Annotated in this window: 22 protein-coding genes; 12 read left to right on the top strand and 10 right to left on the bottom strand. The window is 56.5% G+C overall.

Annotated features, from left to right (window positions below):
- Window positions 1–219 precede the first annotated feature (219 nt).
- Window positions 220–537 (bottom strand): hypothetical protein, encoded by a 318-nt coding sequence (locus QEP11_RS08655; RefSeq protein ID WP_284336234.1) that lies wholly within the window; start codon window positions 535–537, stop codon window positions 220–222.
- A gap of 24 nt (window positions 538–561) precedes the next feature.
- Window positions 562–1,089: a PepSY domain-containing protein gene (locus tag QEP11_RS08660; RefSeq protein WP_284336235.1), complete on the bottom strand. Its 528-nt coding sequence runs from the start codon at window positions 1,087–1,089 to the stop codon at window positions 562–564.
- Window positions 1,090–1,403: 314 nt separating this feature from the next.
- Here QEP11_RS08660 and QEP11_RS08665 point away from each other — a divergent pair, with 314 nt between their 5' ends.
- From QEP11_RS08665 to QEP11_RS08680, 4 genes are all read left to right on the top strand, one after another.
- Complete coding sequence (locus QEP11_RS08665; RefSeq protein WP_284336236.1) at window positions 1,404–2,351, top strand: ABC transporter substrate-binding protein; 948 nt, start codon at window positions 1,404–1,406, stop codon at window positions 2,349–2,351.
- A gap of 66 nt (window positions 2,352–2,417) precedes the next feature.
- Window positions 2,418–3,305 (top strand): ABC transporter permease, encoded by an 888-nt coding sequence (locus tag QEP11_RS08670; protein ID WP_284336237.1) that lies wholly within the window; start codon window positions 2,418–2,420, stop codon window positions 3,303–3,305.
- Entirely contained in the window at window positions 3,298–4,098 is an 801-nt protein-coding gene (locus QEP11_RS08675) for an ABC transporter ATP-binding protein (protein WP_284336238.1), read from the top strand. The genes QEP11_RS08670 and QEP11_RS08675 overlap by 8 nt, the downstream gene beginning before the upstream one ends.
- Window positions 4,098–4,910: an alpha/beta hydrolase gene (locus QEP11_RS08680; RefSeq protein ID WP_284336239.1), complete on the top strand. Its 813-nt coding sequence runs from the start codon at window positions 4,098–4,100 to the stop codon at window positions 4,908–4,910. The genes QEP11_RS08675 and QEP11_RS08680 overlap by 1 nt, the downstream gene beginning before the upstream one ends.
- 59 nt (window positions 4,911–4,969) lie before the next feature.
- Here QEP11_RS08680 and QEP11_RS08685 read toward each other — a convergent pair whose 3' ends face one another.
- The 3 genes from QEP11_RS08685 to QEP11_RS08695 all read right to left on the bottom strand — a co-directional run bounded on the left by QEP11_RS08685 (window position 4,970) and on the right by QEP11_RS08695 (window position 8,811).
- The gene (locus QEP11_RS08685) at window positions 4,970–5,656 is read right to left on the bottom strand and encodes a GntR family transcriptional regulator (RefSeq protein ID WP_284336240.1); all 687 of its coding nucleotides are present in this window, start codon (window positions 5,654–5,656) and stop codon (window positions 4,970–4,972) included.
- Window positions 5,657–5,723: 67 nt separating this feature from the next.
- Window positions 5,724–7,511: an allophanate hydrolase gene (gene atzF / locus QEP11_RS08690; protein ID WP_284336241.1), complete on the bottom strand. Its 1,788-nt coding sequence runs from the start codon at window positions 7,509–7,511 to the stop codon at window positions 5,724–5,726.
- 181 nt (window positions 7,512–7,692) lie between these two features.
- A complete protein-coding gene (locus QEP11_RS08695; protein ID WP_284336242.1) occupies window positions 7,693–8,811 on the bottom strand; it encodes an S-(hydroxymethyl)glutathione dehydrogenase/class III alcohol dehydrogenase in 1,119 nt (372 codons plus the stop codon).
- A gap of 507 nt (window positions 8,812–9,318) precedes the next feature.
- On the opposite strand from QEP11_RS08695, the gene QEP11_RS08700 reads away from it, so the two are divergent.
- The 6 genes from QEP11_RS08700 (at window position 9,319) to QEP11_RS08725 (ending at window position 15,950) form a co-directional block, all read left to right on the top strand.
- A complete protein-coding gene (locus tag QEP11_RS08700; protein ID WP_284336391.1) occupies window positions 9,319–10,416 on the top strand; it encodes an aromatic ring-hydroxylating oxygenase subunit alpha in 1,098 nt (365 codons plus the stop codon).
- Window positions 10,417–10,436: 20 nt separating this feature from the next.
- Entirely contained in the window at window positions 10,437–11,528 is a 1,092-nt protein-coding gene (locus QEP11_RS08705) for an ABC transporter ATP-binding protein (protein WP_284336392.1), read from the top strand.
- A 63-nt stretch (window positions 11,529–11,591) separates the two neighbouring features.
- On the top strand, window positions 11,592–12,644 hold the full coding sequence (locus QEP11_RS08710) for an ABC transporter substrate-binding protein (protein ID WP_284336243.1): 1,053 nt from the start codon (window positions 11,592–11,594) through the stop codon (window positions 12,642–12,644).
- A 32-nt stretch (window positions 12,645–12,676) separates the two neighbouring features.
- Window positions 12,677–13,939: an ABC transporter permease gene (locus QEP11_RS08715; RefSeq protein ID WP_284336244.1), complete on the top strand. Its 1,263-nt coding sequence runs from the start codon at window positions 12,677–12,679 to the stop codon at window positions 13,937–13,939.
- Between the two features lie 13 nt (window positions 13,940–13,952).
- Window positions 13,953–14,771 carry an ABC transporter permease gene (locus tag QEP11_RS08720; RefSeq protein WP_284336245.1) on the top strand — a complete coding sequence of 273 codons (819 nt, stop codon included), beginning with the start codon at window positions 13,953–13,955 and terminating at the stop codon, window positions 14,769–14,771.
- A gap of 36 nt (window positions 14,772–14,807) precedes the next feature.
- Window positions 14,808–15,950, top strand: a complete 1,143-nt coding sequence (locus QEP11_RS08725; RefSeq protein ID WP_284336246.1) for an aromatic ring-hydroxylating oxygenase subunit alpha — start codon at window positions 14,808–14,810, stop codon at window positions 15,948–15,950.
- Window positions 15,951–16,104: 154 nt separating this feature from the next.
- On the opposite strand, the gene argE is transcribed toward QEP11_RS08725, so the two are convergent.
- The 5 genes from argE to QEP11_RS08750 all read right to left on the bottom strand — a co-directional run bounded on the left by argE (window position 16,105) and on the right by QEP11_RS08750 (window position 20,739).
- A complete protein-coding gene (gene argE, locus QEP11_RS08730) occupies window positions 16,105–17,289 on the bottom strand; it encodes an acetylornithine deacetylase (protein WP_284336247.1) in 1,185 nt (394 codons plus the stop codon).
- A gap of 19 nt (window positions 17,290–17,308) precedes the next feature.
- The gene (locus tag QEP11_RS08735) at window positions 17,309–17,983 is read right to left on the bottom strand and encodes a DUF1028 domain-containing protein (RefSeq protein ID WP_284336248.1); all 675 of its coding nucleotides are present in this window, start codon (window positions 17,981–17,983) and stop codon (window positions 17,309–17,311) included.
- A 12-nt stretch (window positions 17,984–17,995) separates the two neighbouring features.
- A complete protein-coding gene (locus QEP11_RS08740; protein WP_284336249.1) occupies window positions 17,996–18,415 on the bottom strand; it encodes a RidA family protein in 420 nt (139 codons plus the stop codon).
- A gap of 27 nt (window positions 18,416–18,442) precedes the next feature.
- Window positions 18,443–19,711 carry a flavin-containing monooxygenase gene (locus QEP11_RS08745; protein WP_284336250.1) on the bottom strand — a complete coding sequence of 423 codons (1,269 nt, stop codon included), beginning with the start codon at window positions 19,709–19,711 and terminating at the stop codon, window positions 18,443–18,445.
- Between the two features lie 110 nt (window positions 19,712–19,821).
- A complete protein-coding gene (locus QEP11_RS08750) occupies window positions 19,822–20,739 on the bottom strand; it encodes a LysR family transcriptional regulator (protein WP_284336251.1) in 918 nt (305 codons plus the stop codon).
- A 115-nt stretch (window positions 20,740–20,854) separates the two neighbouring features.
- Between QEP11_RS08750 and QEP11_RS08755 the strand changes: the two genes are divergently transcribed.
- Together QEP11_RS08755 and QEP11_RS08760 are read left to right on the top strand one after the other, a co-directional pair.
- Window positions 20,855–21,172, top strand: coding sequence for a 2Fe-2S iron-sulfur cluster-binding protein (locus QEP11_RS08755; protein WP_284336252.1), 318 nt, complete (start codon window positions 20,855–20,857; stop codon window positions 21,170–21,172).
- A gap of 3 nt (window positions 21,173–21,175) precedes the next feature.
- Window positions 21,176–22,447 carry an NAD(P)/FAD-dependent oxidoreductase gene (locus QEP11_RS08760; RefSeq protein ID WP_284336253.1) on the top strand — a complete coding sequence of 424 codons (1,272 nt, stop codon included), beginning with the start codon at window positions 21,176–21,178 and terminating at the stop codon, window positions 22,445–22,447.
- The last annotated feature ends 30 nt before the right edge of the window (window positions 22,448–22,477 follow it).

Below are 22,477 nucleotides of genomic sequence, written 5' to 3' on the forward strand. Positions count from 1 at the left end.
AGCAGCAACGAAGCAGAGCGTTGCTGGTTGAAGTTGTCTGGTACGCCGCAGCCGGCCGGATAAGTCAGGCGGATGTCAAAAAAACATGCATTGCAGCCCGGCGCTTGCGCACTATAGCGAGCGTTGGTAGGCTGTGCGGCGCGCACAAAAAAGCCTGCGCAATATGCGCAGGCTTGTGCCGTTAAGGTGCTTGCAGAGCTTGCAGTCGAAGGGATGAACTTAAGGGGATTGGTGCACACCGGCCAGGAACTGGCTGCAAACAGAACCTTCTGCAGCTTTGGCAGCGCCTTCCTTGGGGATGCTGAGCTTGTCTGCGACCGAGCTGTATTGGCGCTTGAGGGTGCTGCCAGTGAGAACCCCCAAGGTACGGACCTGCTCGGTGCTGAGCAGTTGGTTGCTGACGGCCTCCTGCATAGCCACGCAGACACTGCTCATGGCGTCATAGCGTGCCACGGTATTGGCATAGAAAAAATAACCTCCACCGAAGCCTAGCAGGGCGGTGATAAGAGCAATGACGGCAACTTTGGCTTTGCGCATGGTGTATGTAGTTTCTGGTAAGTTTTAGTCGCGTTTGGCACGGATGACGGAGCCATCTGCTGCATTGAGCTTGACTTCCATGACGGTGTGATCCGCTTGCAGCACATCCACCTGATAGCTGACCGTGCCCCAGTGGTTGTCCAGCTCGGCTTTGATGGCTTTGCCAGGAGTGTGTGAAGTCGCAGCCTTGATGGCCTGGGTGATGTCTATCTTGGCTTCCTGCGCACGTTGCACGTCTTTGCGCTTGGCCTTGCCGTCGTGTTCATGCTGGCGCGCCTGACCATTGCTGCCATCGACCCAGACTTCCACGCTGTCGCCTGCAGGGGTGAGCACCTGGGCTTCATAGCGCACTCCAGCGCCATCACCATCGTCCAGTTCGATTTCCAGCACTTTGCCGGGCACTGCCTGGGTGGCATGGCCAATGGCCTGTTCCAGGCTCACTTGCAAATTGCTCGTGAGGGCTTGCCACTGAGCAGGGCTTTTGGCTTGGACGCCCAGGCTCAAGCTGGAGGCTGCAAGGGCGATCAGAGCGGTGGATATGGTGTGGTGCATGACATCCTTTCTTGACGTGTGTTGGCAGCTATCTATATGGCGTAGCTTACTGCGTTCGATCCGATGGTGTTGTGAGTGATGGTTGCAACTGGTGCGCACAGGGCTCGCAAGGCTGGTGCAAAAGGGCAGGATAACGCGCGCAAATGGTGCATGCAGCCATGGGGACACACAGAAAAGAAGTCGGGCAAGAAGCACCGTACGGGCAGCAGCCAAGCTGGCATGGCACTTGCATTAAAGGTTTCAAGTGCTTGTGTACTGGCTTGTATTCAAGTGCCTCACGATTTGTCCAAGACCTGCATCTCAAAGGAATCGCCATGCTGTCTCGCCGTCTATTGCTCGCTTCTATGATCTCTTCTGCGCTGGCACTGTCCATGGCTGCACCGACATTGGCGCATGCACAGGACAAGGTGATCAAAGTAGGCACACTCAAGCTGATCCACGGCATCACACCCTACTTCTATGAAAAGTTCACGCCTCCCGGCTACAAGATCGAAGTTGTGCCTTTCGAGACCCCGACCGATGGCAAAAACGCCGTGGTCACGAAGTCTGTGGATTTCGGTACCTATGGTCTAGCTGCAGCCACGCTGGGAGCAGCTGCGGGTGAGCCAGTGGTGATCGTTGCACCCACTTGCAACGGAGGGATGGCGATTGTGGTGGCCAAGACCAGTGGTATTGCGAGCTTCAAGGACCTCAAGGGCAAGCGCGTGGGGATCCTGCCCGGGTCAACGCAGGAAGCGGTTTTCAACGACCGGCTGAAGGCAGAAGGCATGACCATCAAGGATGTGAAGTCGGTGCGCGTGTCTTTCAGTGAAATGGCTGGTGCGCTGGAACGTGGTGATATCGACGCATTTGTGGGCGCCGAGCCAGGTCCTTCCATTACGGTGCTGCGCAATGTAGGCAAGGTACTGGAGTACCCATACTCCACGCCCACAGGCTCGGTGAACATGGTGATGACCGCACATGCGGACACCGTCAAAAACAATGCCGAGCTGACCAAGGTGTTCCTGGACATCCATCGCAAGGCGTCTGAATACGCCATGGCACACCGCAAGGAACTGGTGGAGCTGGCGGGGGCCAAGCTGGGCTTTCCGGCAGATGTGGCCAATCTGGCTGCCGACAACGTGCAGCTGACCTGGAAGATTGACGAAGACTGGGTGTCACGCAGCAAGTATTACGGCTCTCTGATGCTGGAGCGCAAGCAGATCCGCAAGCTGCCCGACTACAGCAAGTTCATCGTGACCGATCTGAACCCCAAGTCGTAATGCCGCCACACAGGGCATGCAGCGTCGTGCCCGCATCTTCCCTTGCCAGTACTAGGAATCCTTGTCATGTCATCCCCTGTCCTTGAAACACCCGTAGGCAGTGCTGTCAGTGCTGCGACTGCTGCTCCGCCGCTGACGACGCTGGTGCTGCCTCCGCAACCCAGTGCAGCCCGAGTGTGGATGACGACATGGCTGGTGCCTGCCGTACTGCCTCTGCTGCTATTGTTGGCGTGGGACCTGGCGGTGCGTGTCTCCGGCACCATGCTGGTGCCACCGCCCAGGGAAGTGGGGGTCATGCTCTGGGATTTTGCATTTGGCGGCATTTATGACGATGCTTTCAGCGAAACCCTGGGGGTGCACTGGATCCAGTCCATGTCGCGTGTTTACGGGGCTTTTGCGCTGGCAGCACTGGTTGGTATCCCTCTGGGTCTGGTCATCGGAAAAAACGCTGCCATACGCCGTTTTGTGGACCCTACGCTGCAAATGCTGCGCCCGGTACCGGTTACAGCCTGGTTGCCACTGTCCATGATCTTTTTTGGTGTGGGCCCGAATGCCGCCATCTTCCTGGTATTTCTGGGGGCGTTTTTTCCCATCGTCATCAACACCACATTTGGGGTGAAGTCAGTCGAGCCACGCTTGTTTGAAGCGGCAGCCATGCTGGGCTGCAAGGGAACTTCCATGTTCCGTCAGGTGGTGCTGCCAGCGGCCATGCCCTCCATCTTCAACGGCCTGCGCCTGGGCCATGGCATCGCATGGTTTCTGATTGTCGTGGGCGAAATGACCGGCGTGCCTGAAGGCTTGGGCGCAGCCATCATGGATGGCCGCATGCTCTCGCGTACCGATGTGGTCATCTCCGGCATGGTGGTGATTGGTTTTACTGGCTTTGTCACCGACCGCATCCTGGTCGTCCTCAACAACCTTCTGCTCAAGTGGAGCCCGCAACACAATGTCTGAGATCCTCGCACACCGCACTCCCGCACCCATTCTCGACATCGCCAATGTCAGCAAGGTATTCAGCTTGAATGGGCGACCGATTCATGCGCTCAAAGACGTGAATCTGCAAATTCATAAAGGCGAATTCATCTGTCTGATAGGCGCCTCGGGCTGTGGCAAATCCACCTTGCTGCGCATCATGGGAGGTTTTGAAAAAGTCTCTAGTGGTGTGGCCAAGATGTACTACACGCCGATTGCAGAACCAGCGCCTGAACGTGGCATGGTGTTCCAGGACTATGGACTGTTTCCCTGGTTGACGGTGCGTCAGAACATCGCCTTTGGCCCCAAGCAGCGCGGTTTCTCGGACGCCAAGCTCAAGGAGGTGTCGGACTACTATCTGAACATGGTGGGTTTGACGAAGTTCGCCGACCATTTCCCGAATCAGCTCTCTGGCGGTATGAAGCAGCGGGTTTCGATAGCACGTGCGCTGGCCAACGAGTGTGAAGTGCTGCTGATGGATGAGCCCTTTGGTGCGCTGGATGCGCTGACGCGCGAAGTGCTGCAGCAGGAGCTGCTGGAAATCTGGGCCAAGACCAAACTCACTGTGATTTTTGTCACGCATGCGGTGGAGGAAGCGGTGCTGTTGGCTGATCGCGTGGTGGTCATGACGGCAGGCCCAGGCCGTGTCGAGCGTGACTACCGAATACCGCTGGAGCGCCCGCGCTGCATCACTGCGCCGGAGTTCAATCTGGTACGCCAGGAGTTGACAGAGATGCTCAGCAGCCATGTGGTCCACCATGCAAGAGCCGCGTGATGCTGGACACATTGTTGCATCTGTCGCAAGCCGCTCGGGATGCGGCGTACGACAATACGCGAGCGGTATCTGACAGTGCTCTCCAGCTGGCCGAATTTGAAGCCCGCAGCGCAGCGCTGGTAAAGCGCTGCAGTGCCGATCTGGATGTGCCATATGGAGACAAGGAGCGACAAAAACTGGATTTTTTCCATGGCTCCAAAGGCGCTGCCACATTGCTGTTTATTCATGGTGGCTATTGGCAGATGCGGCATAAGAACACGTTCCGTTTTGTTGCAGAAGGCGCTTTGCAACATGGCCTGAATGTGGCGCTGATCGGCTATACCCTCGCGCCGCATGCGACGCTATCGGAGATCGTGCAGGAGGTGCACCAAGGCATTGCTGCAGTGCGCGCGCATGCACACAAGCAGGGTGCTGCGGATCGTGTACTGTTGAGCGGTTGGTCAGCGGGAGGGCATCTGACGGCCATGGGTCTACAGGCACCCGGTGTGGTGGCAGGTCTGGGGATCAGCGGCATCTACGATCTGGGACCTATTGCCCACACGTATTTGAACGCGGCGCTGCATTTGTCAGACGCAGACATTGCATCGCTCAGCCCCTTGCGTCAGCCTGTGTGTGACAAGCCTTTTGTCACCGCATTTGGTAGTGTGGAATTGATGCAGCTGCAGGCACAGAGCCAGGCGTTTGCACAGCACCGCATGCACTGCATCAACGATGTGTTGCTGTCTGTGGAAGGTGCAGATCATTTCAGCATTTTGAATGCCTTGGCACGCTCCGATGGAGTGCTGCTGCAAGCATTGCGACAGCACGCGTAGTCTCCAAAAAAAGCCAAAAAAACACAGCATGGGCTGTGCTTTTTTGTTCGCTCCGCACTTCATGTGTGCTGCAGATCGGAGGAGTGTTTGCGTGCGTTTTGCAGGGTATGCAAGGTGATGTTTTTGACCTCGTCACGGCTGATGCGAATGTGTTTTTGCAGCAGTTGCTTGGTTTGCAGCGCATCACGCTGCAGCAGCATGTGCAGGATATTGGCATGCTCCTCGTAAGTGGCTTCCATACGATAGTTGCGTGTGAACTCCAGACGCCGAACGATACGAATACGATCGGTGATATCTCTGTGAATACGTGCCATCTCCTGGTTGCCGCTGGCGCTTACCAGGTCCATGTGGAAGCATTCGTCCATGCGTGAAACTTGTGCAGCGTCAGTCTGGCGCGCGAAAGCAGGTACACACCACAACGTAGTCAATGCCGACAAGCGCTGAGCGACGTCTGTTGCCTCCACCAGCAGGTCAACGGCTGCGCATTCCAGCACCGCACGTACGTCATACAACTGTTCAAATACGTTGAAATCCAGCTGGTTCACCACCCAGCCCAGTTTCGGCATCACGGAGATATAGCCCTCACGTTGCAGACGAACCAAGGCTTCGCGAACGGGTGTTCGGCTCATGCCGAGCATGGCACCTACTTCGTTTTCGCTGAAACGGTCTCCCGGCACATAGTGAAAATTGTCCAATGCCTGGCGCAACTTTTCGTAGGCCACGTGGGCCAGACTGAGGGGGGGCATCCAATGTCTCCTTATGGTGCTTGTTATCACATGCTGTGCACGGTTTATGTGCGTAGCATGGGGCGTATCAGCATGCTTCGCAATACGCGCGCCAGCCACCAAACTTCGTTATGTCGGTGGCTTGCTCCAGCGCCTGTCCTTCACAGATAAATCCCTTGACCACGCGCCCATCTTGCAGCTGCACGCTGCCAATGCCCAGTGGGCCTGGAACGCCCGCCACAAAGCGGCCAAAGTTGGAAATAGGCATATCCCACACCTCCACCACAATCGCAGCACCATCGTTGGACCTGGCCAAACCTGGTTTGGGTGGCACCGTGCCTTGCAGTGCATACAGGCGGTAATTGGCCGCGGTGTATGTAGCCTCTTTGAATCGTGCTCCACAGGCGAGGAGTTCGTCATTCAGTGGCATGCCGCGCAAATGTGCTCCGACGACTGCCACCTCCAGCGTCGGACCTTGTGTAGGAACTTGCCATCTTGGCAGCGCGGCATTGGCATGACTGTGCAATCCGGTAGTGCCTGCGGACAGGGCCGCTGTGGCTTCTAGCTGCTGTGCCCAGTGCAGCAAATCCGGCTCACGCCAAGCGGGGGCAATCAAGGTGACGCCAAACGGCAAGCCATTGGGCAACCGGGAGGCTGGAATGGCGATCGCAGACCAGCCCAGAAGGTTCACAAAATTGGTGTAAGTACCCATCTCGGAATTGACTGCAATCGGGTCTGCCTGCACTTCCAGAATCGTAGGGTGGCGCGGTGCGCTGGGTACGCACAGCACGTCGACGTCATTCCATATCTTCTCCGCCTGCAGCTTCAAATCCTGCAAGCGGTACTGTGCGGCAAACGTGTCGGCGGCATCAAAGCGTTGGTGCACATCCAGCACCTGGCGAATCACGGGCAACAAGGCTTCTGGCTGCGTTGAGTAAATACTGCGTGCACCTACCACGCGCTCTGCCACCCAGGGCCCGTAATACAGCAGGTTGGCCACTTCAAACAAGGTGTCAAAGGCCATTGTTTGCACAGCAGCTGTTTGTGGCTGCAAAGAAGCCACGAAGTCAGTGAATGCGGCTTCGTAATCGGCAGACAAGCGGCGTCCCTGTGGCACTCCAACACGCAATGCGGACAGCGCTTGTGGCTTGCTCACAAAAGGCCGAGCGTGTGCATAGCTGTCGATGTCGTCTGGTCCTTCCATGAGGCTCATCACCAAGCCGCTGTCTGCCACATTCAAGGCCAGCACGCCGATGCAATCCAGTGTGCGGCAGGCCGGCACCAAACCAGTGCTTGGCACTGCACCGGGTGTGGGCTTGAGGCCCACAATCTGGTTGAACGCTGCGGGTACGCGGCCAGAACCAGCGGTATCCGTGGACAGCGCAAATGGCACCAGGCCACGCGCCACCACAGAGGCAGAGCCAGAGCTGGAACCTCCGGCAATCAATGTGGCATCAATCGTGTTGTGCACCACGCCATAAGGGGAGCGTGTACCAACCAGGCCGGTTGCGAACTGATCGAGATTGGTCTTTCCCAAGACGATGGCGCCTGCATTTTTCAGCCGTTGTACGGCCGTGGCATCGGCCTGTGCCTCATAGGCAAAAGCAGGGCAGGCAGCTGTGGTGGTAAAGCCCTGCACATCAATGTTGTCCTTGACGGCAAAAGGAATGCCAAACAAGGGAAGTTGTGCTCGCCCATGGACCACTTCCAGTGCTTGCAAGGCCGTAATCTGGGTCTGCAACTGTTGTGCGCTCGCAATGCAGATCCAGGCAGCGTCATCGGCCTGCAAAGCCTGGCGCTGAGCCTCCAGCAATTGAGCGGGGCAACCCCCTTCGTTGTACGCGCGCTTCCAGTCGTCGAATGTGCCAATCAGCATGATGAATACCTAGATGTATACAAGATGCTGGTTTAAAGCAGTTTGTGTGCCAGACGTGTTGCAAGTGCAGTGTAAAAGTGAAGTGGGGCTGCTATCCAGCAGCCCCAGCAAGGGCACTGCATGCATGACATGTCAGTGCCATGTAATACAAAGCGTGCGCTTGTTTAAGGATGCAGCAGCCTTAAGCCTGTGCGAACTTGATTACTGAGCGTATCGACTTGCCTTCGTGCATCAGATCGAACGCTTCATTGATTTTTTCCAAGGGCATGGTGTGCGTCACAAAGGGTTCGAGCTGGATCTTGCCGCTCATGGCATCTTCCACCATGCCAGGCAACTCGCTTCGCCCCTTGACGCCTCCAAATGCTGTGCCCAGCCACTTGCGACCAGTGACCAATTGGAACGGGCGGGTGGAGATTTCCTGGCCTGCACCGGCTACGCCAATGACTACACTCTGTCCCCATCCACGGTGCGCACATTCCAACGCTGCGCGCATGACGCTGACATTGCCAATGCACTCAAAACTGTGGTCCACACCCCAGCCAGTCATCTCGACAATGACTTGTTGGATTGGCTTGTCATAGTCTTTGGGATTGACGCAATCGGTGGCACCAAATGTGGTGGCTAAGTCGAACTTGGAGGGGTTGGTATCAACAGCAATGATGCGACCAGCCTTGGCCAGTTTGGCGCCTTGAATCACGGCCAGACCAATGCCACCCAAACCGAACACGGCCACGGTATCACCTTCCTGCACTTTGGCGGTATTTTTCACTGCGCCCAGGCCCGTGGTCACGCCACAACCCAGCAAGCAGACCTGTTCCGGGTTCGCGTCGGGGTGTACCTTGGCCAAAGAGACTTCAGCCACCACGGTGTACTCTGAAAACGTCGAGCAACCCATGTAGTGGTGGATGGACTGGCCGTTGTAGGAAAAGCGCGTGGTGCCATCAGGCATCACGCCTTTGCCTTGGGTGGCGCGTACCGCTGTGCAGAGATTGGTCTTGCCGCTCTTGCAAAATAGGCACTCACCGCATTCGGCGGTGTATAGCGGGATGACGTGGTCACCAGGCTTCACGCTGGTCACACCTTCGCCGACTTCAACCACGATCCCCGCGCCTTCATGACCGAGCACCACAGGAAACAGGCCTTCTGGATCAGCACCAGAGAGTGTGAACGCATCGGTGTGGCACACGCCGGTATCAGTGATCTTGATCAGTACTTCCCCTTTCTGAGGTGGGGCTACATCAATTTCAACGATTTGCAGAGGTTCACCAGCCTTGAAGGCAACGGCAGCACGGGATTTCATAACGGATTCCGAAATGTTGGGAGACAAGAGAGAGGGGAGAAAAGACCATCTGAAAGCGCGCATCGATGGTCTGGCTTGCGCTCGCTGAAGTGCCACGCAAGAGCGGCAGGGGTATGCAAGATCTAAACCTGATTTGCTGTCACGGTCTTGCATAGGCGCTGTCTGTGCTTGGGCTGGAAAAAACAGCTTTTTCTGCACCATGAGTGCACATTTTTCGCTCTAAAGCGCCCCGCTTTCGGGACTTTGTGCCCCGATTGGCTGCATAGCTGAAAGCACTGCCATGCATGTTCTAAATGTATTTTGCAGATGCGCTTGCGCTACGTAAATTGATGTCAACAGCCCTGATGCAAACACATTTTTTCTTACTGTTTGCACTGCTCCCGAATCAACGTACTCAAGCGACAAGCCATGCAAGATACCCACGAAATTCGTTTCATGCCTAAGTCCGATGGACACATTCCAAAAGACGGTTTGCATGCACTGGCAAAGCTGAGCGCTTCATGTGAAATGCCGTTTGAACAAGCCCGTGCCATGCCACCCGAGGTGTACACCTCAAATGGTTTTTTGGAGATGGAGCAGCACAGCATCTTTGGTCAGGAATGGCAATGTGTGGGACGTGCCAGCGTCTTGGCTAAGACAGGTGACTATCTGACGGCAGACATCAATGGACAACCGGTGGCGGTGGTGCGCCATGGCGATGGCAGCTTGCGAGCCATGTCCAATGTTTGCATGCACCGCATGGCGGTTCTCCTGGAAGGCCGCGGCAACACACGTGCCATCGTCTGCCCTTACCACGCGTGGACCTATACGCTGGATGGCGATCTGCGCGGCGCACCCATGATGGCCGAGCAGCCAGGCTTTTGCAAAGAGTCTTACAAGCTGCCGCCCGTGCGTTGTGAAGTCTGGCAAGGATGGATTTATGTGAGCCTGGACCCTGATGCCATACCTGTCGCTGAGCGTTTGGCGGAGCTGGAAAAGCTGATTGCCCCATACCAGATGGAGAACTATGTCGAGACGTTCTATGAAGAGCATGTGTGGGACACCAACTGGAAGATCCTCGCGGAAAACTTCATGGAGAGTTACCACCTGCCGATGCTGCATCGCGCCACGGTTGGCCCGCATTCCAAGCTGGAAGAAATGGAGTGCCCGCCCGGTCTGGAAGCTTTTAACTACCACTGGATTACCAAAGAAGCCTCGCTGCCCATCGGAAATGCCCATCCTGACAACCAGCGATTGGAAGGGCACTGGCGCAAGACCACGGCACTGCTGGCGGTCTACCCTTCGCACCTGATCACACTGACGCCTGGCTACTTCTGGTACCTGTCGCTACAGCCGCGTGGCGTGAACAAAGTGCACATTCGCTTTGGTGGCGGTTTGGCCCCAGAGTTCGTATCTGACCCGAAGGGACAGGAGTACATCGGTCAGCTGAAAAAGCTGCTGGACGAAGTCAATGCAGAGGACCGCTTGGGTGTTGAGTCGGTGTTCCGCGGAGTGCAAGCACCACTTGCTGCACCTGGACAACTCAATCGTTTAGAGCGACCAAACTTCGACTTTGCGTGTTATTTGGCCAAGCGCCTCGCCGGGCATTTGGCAACGGTTGCGTGAAAGGGAGGCACATGTCTGAGATGTCATCGCCCTTTATCGCCTTTCGGCAAATCGACAAAACCTACGACGGCAGTCAGTACGTGGTGCGCGGACTGAACCTGGAGGTAGCACGTGGTGAATTCATTTCGTTGCTGGGTCCTTCCGGGTCTGGCAAAACGACCACATTGATGATGTTGGCGGGTTTTGAATCTCCGACTTTGGGTCACATCCTGATCGATGGTCAGCGCCTGGATGACAAGCCGCCGCACCAGCGTGATATCGGGATGGTGTTTCAGAACTATGCACTGTTCCCGCACCTGAGCATTGCCGACAACATTGCGTTTCCGCTGTCGGTGAGAAAAATCTCCAGGGCTGAACAAAAAACCAGGGTGCAGCGTGCGCTGGACATGGTGGAGCTGGGCCACCTGGCCAACCGACGTCCCACTCAGCTGTCTGGTGGTCAGCAGCAGCGCGTTGCATTGGCGCGAGCCTTGGTGTTTGAGCCCAAAGTCGTATTGATGGACGAACCATTGGGCGCATTGGACAAGCGTCTGCGCGAGACCATGCAGTACGAAATCATGCGTCTGCACCGCGAGTTGGGTTTGACGATTGTTTACGTCACGCACGACCAGAGTGAGGCGCTGACCATGTCAGACAGGGTCGCGGTTTTCTCCGAAGGCTATATCCAGCAATTGGCTCCCCCGTCCGAGCTGTATGAAAACCCGCGCAACGCGTTCGTCGCCAACTTTGTCGGTGAGAACAATGGTCTGCAGGGCCGCCTCGTGGAGATGTCTGACGATTGGGCGGTGATGCAACTGAGCGATGGCACCAGGGTACGTGGGCGGCGCAGCGATGGCCTGCGTGCTGCGGGTGCGGCGACACTGGCCTTGCGCCCTGAGCGCACGCATTTAGGCACATTGCACAGCACTGACAGCAATGTTCTTGGCGCCAAAGTCAGCAAGCTCATTTACTGCGGCGACCACTACCGCGTGGAACTGGCGTTGCCCAGCGGGCAACAGATCGTTGCCAAGCTATCCAACGACCAGCATGCCAGCTATCCCACCATTGGTGATGCCGTCACTGTCCACTGGCGGCCAGAAGACTGCAAGGTCCTGCACCAACCCACGGTTTGACTGACTGCACAGCTCGTACCGAGTTCTTTTGCCAACCTTACCCATAACCCGAGGAAACTTGCTATGTCACTACGCTCCCCTGCTCTGCGCGCCCTTGCTCTTGCGGTTACGGCCTGTGCTGGATGGACTGCTTCTGTCCACGCTGACACATTGTCGGTGGTGACCTTTGGTGGTGCTTATGAAGCCGCGGTCAAACCCGCGTACTTTGAGCCCTTTACTGCGCAAACCAAGCATGAATTCACCTACCAGTCTTACAGCGGCGGACTGGCGAAGTTGCAAGCCATGGTGCAGGCCAGGAACGTGACTTGGGACATTGTGGATCTGGAAGCCAGCGATGCCATGCGCGCTTGCGAAGAAGGTTTGCTGGAGCGCTTTGACAAAAAGCTGCTGGGTGACACGCAGGACTTCTTGCCCGGCACCATCAGCGACTGCGCTGTGGCCAGCATGGTGTGGTCTACGGTGTATGCCTACGACAGCACCAAGATCAGCGGTTCGCCCACCAGCATCCAAGACTTCTTTGACATCGAGACCTTCCCAGGCAAGCGTGGCATGCGCAAGTTAGCCAAGGGTACGTTGGAATGGGCGTTGATGGCTGACGGTGTGGCCCAGGACGACGTTTACAAAACGCTGGCAACCAAGGCTGGTGTGGAGCGTGCTTTCAAGAAGCTCGACACCATCAAGAACAGCATTGTGTGGTGGGATTCGGGCGCTCAGGCGCCGCAGCTGTTGGCTGATGGCGCAGTGGCCATGGTCGCAGCGTACAACGGTCGCATCTCGGATGCAGTGAAAAAAGATGGCAAGCCATTTAAGGTTGTTTGGGATGCCCAGTTGTATGACTTCGAATGGTGGGGCGTTCCCAAAGGGGCCAAGAACGCCAAAGTGGCTGCTGAGTTCATTGCTTTTGCTTCGCAGCCGCAGCGTTATGCCGACCTGACCAATTACATCCCATATGCACCACCTCGTAAAAAGGCCATTGATCTGATTGATGCCGAACGCTTGAACGACCTTCCGACAGCGCCTGCCAACTTCAAAAATTCTTTGCAAATTGACGCTGGTTTTTGGGCCGACAAGGGTGACTCGCTGGGCAAGCAGTTCCAAAACTGGCTGACCCGTTAAGCGGAGTTACAGCAAAGACAGATCGATCGCCTATGACTCCCGAACTCTCCATCCCAAGCACTCCTGAGGCATCAGCCCTGTCCGCCACCCCTCCTGCGGAGCTTTATCGACGTGCCAGAAAGCGTGCAGCACGTGAGGCCTTCTTGCTTGCCTTACCACTGCTGCTCTTTTTGTTGGCTACGTTCATCGTGCCGATTGCGATGCTGCTGGCGCGTAGCGTGCAAAACCCGGAGATGCCAGAGTCGATGCCTCAGCTGACACAAGTGCTGCAGCGTTGGGATGGGGAGGGTGTGCCAGAGGAGGCAGTATTTGCTGCGCTGGCGACCGATCTGGCAGCCGCTGCCCAAGATGGCAGCTTGGGGACTGTCTCGCGGCGCATGAACTTCTACCAGCCTGAAATGCGCAGCTTGCTGATGCGCTCGGCACGCAATCTACCTGAGCAAGCTCCTGCAACTTGGAAGGCTGTGTTGATCGACATCGACGAGCGCTGGGGTGAACACGAAACCTGGCGCTTGCTGCAACGCGCCACACAGACACCGACTGCAGACTATTTGCTCGAGGCTGTGGACGCCAAGATTGATGCCAGAGGATCAGTGGTTGCTGGTGATGCTGACAACGCGGTGTACCTAGATTCTTTTGGCCGCACGATTTGGATCAGCGCCGTGGTCACGCTGCTGTGTCTGCTGCTGGCCTACCCGGTGGCTTGGCGTTTGGCCACTTTGCCGCCAGCACGCAGCAGCAAGCTGATGCTGCTCGTGATCATCCCGTTTTGGACTTCGCTGCTGGTGCGCATCACTGCGTGGTACGTGATGCTGCAGCCCAGTGGCGTAGTGAACAGCTTTATGCAGAGCCTGAGCATTGTCAGTGAGCCGATTCCACTGATGTTCAATCGCGTGGGTGTACTTATTGGCATGACACATGTGTTGCTGCCCTACATGATTTTGGCCATCTACTCGGTCATGAAAAATGTGCCACCCACCTATATGCGCGCTGCGCAGTCACTGGGTGCACACCCTGTGGTGGCGTTTGTGCGGGTTTACATGCCGCAGACCTTGCCGGGCGTGGGCGCAGGTTGCTTCTTGGTGTTTGTCATCGCCATGGGCTACTACATCACACCAGCGCTGCTGGGCGGAGCGGGTGACGAAATGATCAGCCAGCTGATCGCGCAGCAAACCAATGAACTGCTCAACTGGGGGCTCGGAGGTGCTCTGTCGGCCTATCTGATGGTGTTCACGCTGGCGTTCTACCTGATCTTCAATCGACTCGTCGGTATTGACCGTCTGCGTCTGGGCTAAGTGGGAGGAGCAAATGTCCGTTCTTCATCGCATTGACAACCGTCCGCTGTCTGCCAGGGTCGCACTTCGCTGGGCCAACTGGCAAACCGCTTTGGTATTGGCTTTCCTGATCGCGCCGTTGCTGGTGATCATTCCGCTGTCTTTTAACTCCAGCGCCTACTTTTCTTACCCCATGAGCGGTTTCTCTCTGCGGTGGTATGAGAAAGCGCTGCTCAGCCCAGAGTGGCAGCGCGCACTGCTCAACAGCCTGGGCATCGGCACTGTCTCCACCATCATTGCCACGGTGCTGGGTACGTTGGCGGCGCTGGGTCTATCACGTGCCAACTTCCCATTCCGTGCACTGATCATGCCGCTGCTGATCTCGCCCATGATCATTCCGGTAGTGGTTGTGGCAGTGGGCTTTTATCTTGTGTTTGCCCCCTTGGGATTGAACGACACGTACTTGGGCGTGGTGCTGTCGCATGCGGCTTTGGGTACGCCTTTTGTGGTGATTACCGTCAATGCATCGCTGCTGTCTTTTGACCGCAACCTGGTGCGTGCAGCGACCAGCTTGGGCGCTACGCCATGGACTGCGTTTCGCCGTGTCACGCTGCCAGTGATTTCCCCTGCTGTGGCTGCTGGTGCGATCTTTGCTTTTGCCACTTCGTTCGATGAAGTCATCGTCATCTTGTTCATTGGTGGTCCCGAGCAAAACACCATCCCACGTGAAATGTGGAGCGGCATGCGTGACTCCATCGATCCATCGATCCTTGCCGTTGCCAGCTTGCTGACTGTATTCGCCGTTGCTCTGTTTGGCGCCATTCACTGGCTGCGCAGCCGTACAAATGGCTAAGCCGGTTTCTCAGTCCTATTTATGCACACCCCCAGCATGATTTCTTCTCACTCCCAAGAGCTACCTCCAGCAGACCCACAGCTGCTGTCGACTTTGCAGAAACTGGCACAACCCGGCGCACGCGCAACCCATGCCATGCCTGGTGCGTTCTATACCTCGACGCAGTTCGCAGAGTTGGAGCGCAACAAGGTGTTCCGACGCAACTGGGTGTGCGTGGGGCACAGCGGGGAAATTCCCAATGTCGGTGATTACTACACCACGGATGTCGCCGGAGAGCCTTTGATTGTGCAAAGAGACGGCAAAGGCGACGTGCGCGTGATGTCCAACGTGTGTCGCCACCGCGGTAACCTGGTGGCAGCAGGCAAAGGCAATGCAAAGCTGCATGTCTGTGCCTACCACGCGTGGAGCTTTGAGATGGATGGCAAGCTCAAGCGTGCCCCCATGATGCAAAACAGCCCTTTGCTGGATACCGCACGCTGTGCTCTGCCCAACATGGCCACCACGGTTTGGCAGAACTTCATCTTTGTGAATCTGGATGGCAATGCGTCGCCACTGGATGAAACACTGGCACCGCTGGAGCAGCATATTCGCAATTACCACCATGAAGAGCGTGGGCTGTATCACAGCACGGAAGAGATATGGCAGACCAACTGGAAGTGCTTGTCTGAGAACTTCATGGAGGGCTACCACCTTAACGCCACCCACCCGCGGACATTGCGCCCGGTGACACCGACGGAGCTGTGCGAATACGTCGAAGGCAATGGCCACTTTTCCGCCTACCGGGCGCATTACACGCCAGAGTCTGCTCAGCGTGCGCCGCATCACCCAGATCTGAGCAAGGAAGAGCGACGCTTTAGCTTTTTGTTCAGCGTGTTCCCGAATTTGGTGGTGACCTATATGCCCCACCAAACCGTGTATTTGTGCCTGCGTCCCAAAACCGTGGACAGCGTGGCGATTCGTTGGGGGATTGCTGGCCACGAGCAAAATCCAGATGCCGAGAGTATTGCCAGATACGTGGCTTTTGCAGATGCTTTCAATGCCGAGGACCGCGCCAAACTGGAAACATTGCAAACCGGCATGCACTCTTCGTTCTACGAGCCAGGCCCTTTGGCTGCAGAGAACTTGGAAGGCACGCTGCGCGACTTTTACGCTTATATGGCCAAGCAGGTTTGCGATTGAATCTGCGCTAAAAATTGAGCATCTAAAAGACACCGGACGCATTAGCACCCGGTGTCTTTTTGCACTTGTAAATTGCCAAAGCATTGACGTAGAGCGCAAATACAAAGCCTGCATCTGTACCAGATGCAGGCTTTACATGCCTTTATGGTCTTGCTTAAGGCAGTAGCTTGCCAGCAGCGTTGCGTGTTGCCAGTGACTCCATAAAATCCAAGCACTGCGATAGCTGACCAAAGGTGACGTACTCATCTGCTTTGTGCGCCTGCTCAATGCTGCCGGGACCGCACACGACCGATGGCACCCCCATCGCTTGGAATAACCCCCCTTCCGTGCCAAATGACACGGTGCGTGTGGCGGTGTTGTTAGCAGCGGCGCATGCCAGCTCTTTGAGCCACGCTGCGGCAGAGTCGTCCGCCAGCGCTGGATAGTCGATCAAAGGCTCCCAATGAATCCCGCTGCCTGCGTGTATTTGGCGCATTTCGGGCACCAAAGTCTGATCCGCATAGATACGAACCGTGTCGAATACCGCTTCGGGGTCATCACCTGGCAGGTTGCGAATTTCAAACTCCAGTTCTGCCTGATCCGGGATCACATTCAACGCAATTCCTCCGCTCAAACGTCCTGTGTGAATCGTTGTGTAAGGTGGAGTGAAAGTGCTGTTACGGGTGCCTCTTTCACGCAGATCATGGCTGGTGCGCCGCAAGTAAGTGGTGAGCTCCGCAGCAAAGTCCACGGCGTTGACGCCCAGATGGGTCAGGGAAGAATGACCTGCCAAGCCTTTGACGCAGCAACGAAAAGCACGTTTGCCTTTGTGCGCCACTGCTACTTGCATGCTGGTTGGTTCACCAATGATGCATGCCATGGGCTTCACAGGCAAAGCGCTCAGGTGCGTCAACAAGCCTCGCACGCCCAGACAGCCAACTTCTTCGTCATAGCTCAGTGCAATGTGAATCGGGCAGTGCTGTGCAGTTGCTTTGTAGCGCGGCACCATCGCCAGCACAGCGGCAATAAAGCCTTTCATGTCAGCCGTGCCGCGGCCGATGACCCGGTCGGCTGCACGTGTCATTTGAAAGGCTGGTGTCGTCCACGGCTGGCCTGAGGCTGGCACCACATCGGTATGGCCGGAAAGGCACAGCCCAGGACGGTCCTGCGGGCCTATGGTGGCGTAGAGATTGGCTTTGGTGCCCTCTACGTTAGGAACCAGCGTACAGGCGATGCCTTGGCTGTCGAGCAGATCACGTACATAGTCAATCAAGGCCAGGTTCGACTCGCTGCTGCGGGTGTCAAAGGCAATGAGTCGCTCAAGAATGTTGAGCGTCGATCCAAGCATGGGGTGGGCCATCGGTAATAGCTCCTCGGGTTCAGGGATCACCGGGTACGCCGTAAGACGGCGCTTCCTTGGGATTGTGGGCGCGCGTCACATAGTCCTTCATCTGCGGCTGGTACTTGTGCCACAAGCCATACATGTCCTGCATGACGTTGTCGTCCGACCAGTCAACGCGAAGATCGACACAGGGCCACAGATCATGAGCATGCACTTTCATACCAGCCGAGTGCACCGGGCCCGCTTCGCCGCCAGCGGCCAAGCCCGCTTCCAGTGCTGCCAACAGCCGGTCTGCAATGAAAGCCTCTGGATTGCGCTCAAAGCCTTGGACCATAGCTTGCAGCACCTGGTCGTTGGCCAGCATGTTGCCAGCCGCCACGCAGTCGCTGCCTTGGGCTGTGGCCGTGATGCCTAAGCCTTGATTGCCGGTGAAGACTTCGGAATGGCCGGCGGTGTCCAGCACAGCCAACTGGCGCCAGTCGATATGCGCACGGGCGCTGGTGAGCTGGGTAATGACGCCGCGAGCGCCAAATCCTTGCTCCAGCAGCTTCAAGCCTAAGATGCCGAGCACTGGATCGGTGACGTTTTGCGACATCACCACGCCTTGCGCACTGGTCCATAAACAGCGGCTGGCAACTGCTGGACTTGAGCTGCTGATGATGCCGCCCATCGCGCCGGTGCGTGTGCACCGGCCTGCAAGGGAAATGGTCATATGGAAACTGCCTTAGCGTTGATCCGGAATCACGGCAGTGGCGTCGATTTCGACCAGCCACTCAGGGCGTGCCAAGGCCGAAACTACGATGCCGGTGGACACGGGGAATACGCCCTTGAGCCAGCGACCGACCACGTTGTAGACCGTTTCGCGGTAGCGTACATCGACCACATAAATGGTGATCTTGCAGATGTGAGTCAACTCGCTGCCGGACTCTTCAAGCAGCATCTTGATGTTGGCCATCGCTTTCTCGGTTTGGGCTTCCACGTCACCAATGCCAACGGATTCTCGTGTGTCCAAATCCTGGCCGATTTGGCCACGCAAAAACACGATATTGTTGGCCACCACGGCTTGGCACAGGTCGTTGTCCAGCTTCTGTTCAGGGTAGGTGTCGCGTGTGTTGAACTTGCGAATACGGGTATGGGTGGTCATGACTTACTCCAGGGAAAAATTCGTGATTCAAGCGGCCTTGGCCAGAGGGGCAGCGCTGGGTGCATAGCGCATGTAGCCGTTTTGTTTGGTGATGTGATCGGCGATGTATCTGGCGTCATACCAAACCCCCCAGATGAAGGAGGAGCCACGGCGCGTTTGCCAAGGCAGGCCTAGGAAATAAATGCCTGGTTCGCTGGAAACGCCTCGTTGGTGGCGTGGACGGCCCTTGTCATCAGTAGCGTTGCCTGGTAACCAGCGGTAGTCAGAGGTGTAGCCGGTAGCCCACAAAATGGTGGTGATACCTGCTTGTTGCAGGTCGAGCGTTTGCACAGGCTGCAATACGCAGTCGGGCATGGGCAAGAACTGGCGCGCTTGCGGCTCCAGCGGCAAATCGATGCCGCTGCGCTCCACATAGGCATCGGCTTCATCCAGCACCGAAAGGTAGTTGGCATCGCCGCGTTCAATGTTGGCGCGCAAGTCATCAGAAAAGCGGATTTCAGTACCTGTACAAGACTCGGTGCGGCCCACCAAAGTAATGCCGTTGGCAGCCAACTGGCGGAAATCCACGGTGTGCCCACCACCTGCACCGCTGACGGCAATCGTGGTGTGCTCTACGCCTGGCGTTGCTTCTGCATCCCACTTGTTGAGTACGCCCAGCCACCACACGAAATCACGACCCCGGTAGCTGCGTGGGGGACGATCATGCGGGCCAACGGAGAGGTACACCTTGCGGCCAGCGCGCGCCAATTCATCGGCAATCTGTACGCCCGAAGAGCCTGCGCCAACGACCAATACGCCACCTTCAGGCAATTGATCAGGGTTGCGGTAATCCGCTGAATGCAGCTGTATCACGCCTGCAGTGGCAGAAACGATATTCGGGATCACGGGAATTTGGAAAGCCCCGGTGGCAGCCACTACATGTTGCGCTTCTATGCTGCCAGCAGAAGTTTCCACCAAAAAGCCTGACCGCCCTTCCAGGCGTGTGACACGCTGTACATCCACGTCGCAGCGCACGGGTGAATTCAACTGCTCGACGTAAGCAGCAAAGTAGTCCGCAACTTGCTCTTTGGGCACAAACGCATCGGCATCACCAGCGAATTCCAGGCCAGGAAAACGGTCGTGCCATGCGGGGCCATTGGCCACCAAGGAGTCCCAGCGGCACGAGCGCCAGCGCTCGGCAATGCGGGCTTTTTCAAGCACCAAGTGGGCAATGCCGGCTTTGAGGAGGTGCTCGCTCATGGCAATACCAGCTTGCCCTGCGCCTACGATAACGACTTCGGTTTTTTCGATCGACATGCTGAAAATCTTCCTTAGTAGTGCTGTCGGTTCGAACTCTAGGACGCGCGGCTTTATCTGCAAAAGACTTTCTAAAGATGCATTGCATGGCTTTAGCCTATGGGCAATGGTCAAAGCATCTTGGGAATGGCGGCGCCGCAAAAATCAGCAAAACGCTGCACAACCTGGCGCGGTTGCACGCTGGCCAAGCGGGCGATGCCTAGCTGCAAGGGGCGTGCTGGTTCACTGAACGGACGGATCGCAAACTCTGCGCCATCCACGGTTTGCATGGAGCGCAATGGAAAGTTCAAGATGCTGAAACCCAGCCCATTGGCTACCATGCCGCGTACTACTTCGGGTTGCGAGGAGTGGAATGTCGGTGTGGGGCGCTTGCCTAGAGCATCAAACAGCGAAGCGAAATATTCACGGCTGTGTGGCAGATCAAGCAGGATGTAAGGTTCGTCGAGCAAGCTCTCCATCGATACCGAAGGCTGTCGCGCCAGCTTGTGCAACTTGGGCAAGATGGCGTAGGGCTGCAGCTCGCACAACGGCGTAAATTCAATGTCTTCGATCAGCGCCAAGTCATAGGTCAGTGCCAAATCCAAGCTGCCATCGCGCAGGCCTTGCAGCAGTTCTTCCTGACCAACTTCACGTGTTTTGAAATCAACATTGGGTAGCTCCAAATTGAACTGCGCCATCATTTTGGGCAGCATCGCAGGCGCCAGGGACAGCATGCATCCCAAGGCTACTGTGCCGCACAGGCCAGTATTCAATTCGCGCGCTGTGGTGTGCAAATCTTCGGCGTTTTTCAATAGATTACGCGCCATGCCAAGCAAGTCGTGGCCGGCCTGTGTCAGCGACAAACCGCTGGCGTGATGACGCACGAAAAGCTGTACGCCAAAAGAAGATTCGAGATCTGCCAAAGAGGTGGAAATGGATGGCTGCGAGATATGCAGCACCTTGGAAGCTGCAGTGAAGGAAAGCACTTCAGCGGTGACAACGAAATAGCGCAGTTGGCGCAAGGTGTAGCGCAATTGTGGGTAGGTCATGGTGATGACCCCATAGGCAAAAACAATGCCATGAATCTTTGAAATGTATTTTCCAGATGCGGCCGCTGTGTCTAGAGTGGCTTCATCGCAATCTCTTAGACCACGCAATCTCACCATGCCTCAGATACATGTCATCACGCGAGCAGGCCGCGAAACTATTGTGCAGGCCGAGCCGGGACGCTCGGTTATGGAAGCGCTGCGTGACAGTGGCATTGACGAAATTCAGGCCATATGCGGTGGCTGCTGCTCGTGCGCGACCTGCCACGTCTATGTCGACTCTGCATTCGTTGATCAATTACCTGCTCTCAGTGCCGATGAGCGAGACCTGCTCGACACATGCACACACTTGCAAGATAACTCGCGCCTGTCGTGTCAAATTCCCGTTACCGGTACGCTCGATGGCCTTCGGCTGACCATCGCCCCCGAGGATTGAGCCATGGACATAGAAACAGACACTTTGATCGTCGGTTCTGGCCATGCGGGTGCACAAGCCGCTATTGCGCTGCGCGCGGCGCAATACCAGGGCCGCATTGCCTTGGTCGGCGACGAAAGCGTGCTGCCTTATGAGCGTCCTCCGCTATCCAAAGACTACCTGTTGGGCGATAAGAGCTTTGACCGATTGTTCATTCGCCAAGCCACTTTTTGGGTTGAGCGTAATGTCGAGATCATCAGGGGATGCCGTATCACCCATATCGATGCGAAGGCGCACACCGCCTTTGCAGCGGATGGGCGTAGCTACCGTTACCAGCATCTGATATGGGCCACCGGTGGGCGTGCGAGAACACTCAATTGCCCAGGAGGTCAGGCGCCAGGCGTCTATACCATTCGGCATCGCACCGATGCGGATGGGTTGATCGCGGCGTTGCCGCAGGTGTCGGCTGCGGTCGTCATTGGTGGTGGCTATATCGGTCTGGAAGCCGCAGCAGTGCTGCGTAAGCTTGGCAAAGACGTTACCTTGCTTGAAGCAGGGCCACGTGTGCTTGGTCGCGTGGCGGGTGGAGCATTGTCCAAGTTTTACGAAGCAGAGCATCAGCGCCAAGGTGTGGATGTGCGGTTGAATACGCAAGTTGCAGCCATTGAGGTTGGTGAGAACCAGCGTGTTCAAGGCGTGCGTTTGCAATCGGGTGAGCTTTTGCCCGCTGACATTGTGGTCGTAGGCATTGGCATCGTGCCCAATGCGGAGCCTTTGCTGGAAGCTGGGGCGGAAGGGGGTAATGGCATTGCCGTGGATGCGTATTGCCGCAGCAGTTTGCCGGATGTGTATGCCATCGGTGATGTGGCTTTGCATGCCAGCTTGTGGTGCGAAGGCGCACCAATTCGGATTGAGTCAGTGCAAAACGCTTCCGACATGGCTACCAGCGTCGCGCGTACGCTGAGCGGAAGCGCTGAGCCCTATCGTGCAATTCCATGGTTCTGGTCGCAGCAGTACGACCTCAAGCTGCAAACAGTGGGGCTGTCTACCGGTCACGATGAGGCCGTACTGCGAGGCGACCCTGCCCAGCGCAGCTTCTCTGTGGTTTATCTCAAAGCCGGAAAAGTCATTGCACTCGACTGTGTCAATGCGATGAAAGATTATGTGCAAGGCAAGGCGCTGGTCCAAGCCGGAGCAAGACTCACGCAATCTCAGCTGGCTGACACCTCTGTGACTTTGAAAGATCTGGTGGAACCGGTCCACGAGCTGGTGGAGCGCAAGGTGAGCGTTGCCTGATGGCTGCAAGTAAAGTTGTATCGCCAGGTG

Source organism: Comamonas halotolerans (assembly GCF_030162935.1).
In the GTDB taxonomy this organism is placed as follows: domain Bacteria; phylum Pseudomonadota; class Gammaproteobacteria; order Burkholderiales; family Burkholderiaceae_C; genus Comamonas; species Comamonas halotolerans.

What these genes read in the sequence shown, in the direction of transcription:
- QEP11_RS08710 (WP_284336243.1), top strand. Translation starts at nt 11,592, where the DNA reads ATGTCACTACGCTCCCCTGCTCTGCGCGCCCTTGCTCTTGCGGTTACG.
- QEP11_RS08655 (WP_284336234.1), bottom strand. Translation starts at nt 537, where the DNA reads ATGCGCAAAGCCAAAGTTGCCGTCATTGCTCTTATCACCGCCCTGCTA.
- QEP11_RS08720 (WP_284336245.1), top strand. Translation starts at nt 13,953, where the DNA reads ATGTCCGTTCTTCATCGCATTGACAACCGTCCGCTGTCTGCCAGGGTC.
- QEP11_RS08680 (WP_284336239.1), top strand. Translation starts at nt 4,098, where the DNA reads ATGCTGGACACATTGTTGCATCTGTCGCAAGCCGCTCGGGATGCGGCG.
- QEP11_RS08705 (WP_284336392.1), top strand. Translation starts at nt 10,437, where the DNA reads ATGTCATCGCCCTTTATCGCCTTTCGGCAAATCGACAAAACCTACGAC.
- QEP11_RS08670 (WP_284336237.1), top strand. Translation starts at nt 2,418, where the DNA reads ATGTCATCCCCTGTCCTTGAAACACCCGTAGGCAGTGCTGTCAGTGCT.
- QEP11_RS08660 (WP_284336235.1), bottom strand. Translation starts at nt 1,089, where the DNA reads ATGCACCACACCATATCCACCGCTCTGATCGCCCTTGCAGCCTCCAGC.
- QEP11_RS08755 (WP_284336252.1), top strand. Translation starts at nt 20,855, where the DNA reads ATGCCTCAGATACATGTCATCACGCGAGCAGGCCGCGAAACTATTGTG.
- QEP11_RS08740 (WP_284336249.1), bottom strand. Translation starts at nt 18,415, where the DNA reads ATGACCACCCATACCCGTATTCGCAAGTTCAACACACGCGACACCTAC.
- QEP11_RS08750 (WP_284336251.1), bottom strand. Translation starts at nt 20,739, where the DNA reads ATGACCTACCCACAATTGCGCTACACCTTGCGCCAACTGCGCTATTTC.
- QEP11_RS08735 (WP_284336248.1), bottom strand. Translation starts at nt 17,983, where the DNA reads ATGACCATTTCCCTTGCAGGCCGGTGCACACGCACCGGCGCGATGGGC.
- QEP11_RS08675 (WP_284336238.1), top strand. Translation starts at nt 3,298, where the DNA reads ATGTCTGAGATCCTCGCACACCGCACTCCCGCACCCATTCTCGACATC.
- QEP11_RS08685 (WP_284336240.1), bottom strand. Translation starts at nt 5,656, where the DNA reads ATGCCCCCCCTCAGTCTGGCCCACGTGGCCTACGAAAAGTTGCGCCAG.
- QEP11_RS08700 (WP_284336391.1), top strand. Translation starts at nt 9,319, where the DNA reads ATGCCGTTTGAACAAGCCCGTGCCATGCCACCCGAGGTGTACACCTCA.
- atzF (WP_284336241.1), bottom strand. Translation starts at nt 7,511, where the DNA reads ATGCTGATTGGCACATTCGACGACTGGAAGCGCGCGTACAACGAAGGG.
- argE (WP_284336247.1), bottom strand. Translation starts at nt 17,289, where the DNA reads ATGGCCCACCCCATGCTTGGATCGACGCTCAACATTCTTGAGCGACTC.
- QEP11_RS08715 (WP_284336244.1), top strand. Translation starts at nt 12,677, where the DNA reads ATGACTCCCGAACTCTCCATCCCAAGCACTCCTGAGGCATCAGCCCTG.
- QEP11_RS08665 (WP_284336236.1), top strand. Translation starts at nt 1,404, where the DNA reads ATGCTGTCTCGCCGTCTATTGCTCGCTTCTATGATCTCTTCTGCGCTG.
- QEP11_RS08695 (WP_284336242.1), bottom strand. Translation starts at nt 8,811, where the DNA reads ATGAAATCCCGTGCTGCCGTTGCCTTCAAGGCTGGTGAACCTCTGCAA.
- QEP11_RS08725 (WP_284336246.1), top strand. Translation starts at nt 14,808, where the DNA reads ATGATTTCTTCTCACTCCCAAGAGCTACCTCCAGCAGACCCACAGCTG.
- QEP11_RS08745 (WP_284336250.1), bottom strand. Translation starts at nt 19,711, where the DNA reads ATGTCGATCGAAAAAACCGAAGTCGTTATCGTAGGCGCAGGGCAAGCT.
- QEP11_RS08760 (WP_284336253.1), top strand. Translation starts at nt 21,176, where the DNA reads ATGGACATAGAAACAGACACTTTGATCGTCGGTTCTGGCCATGCGGGT.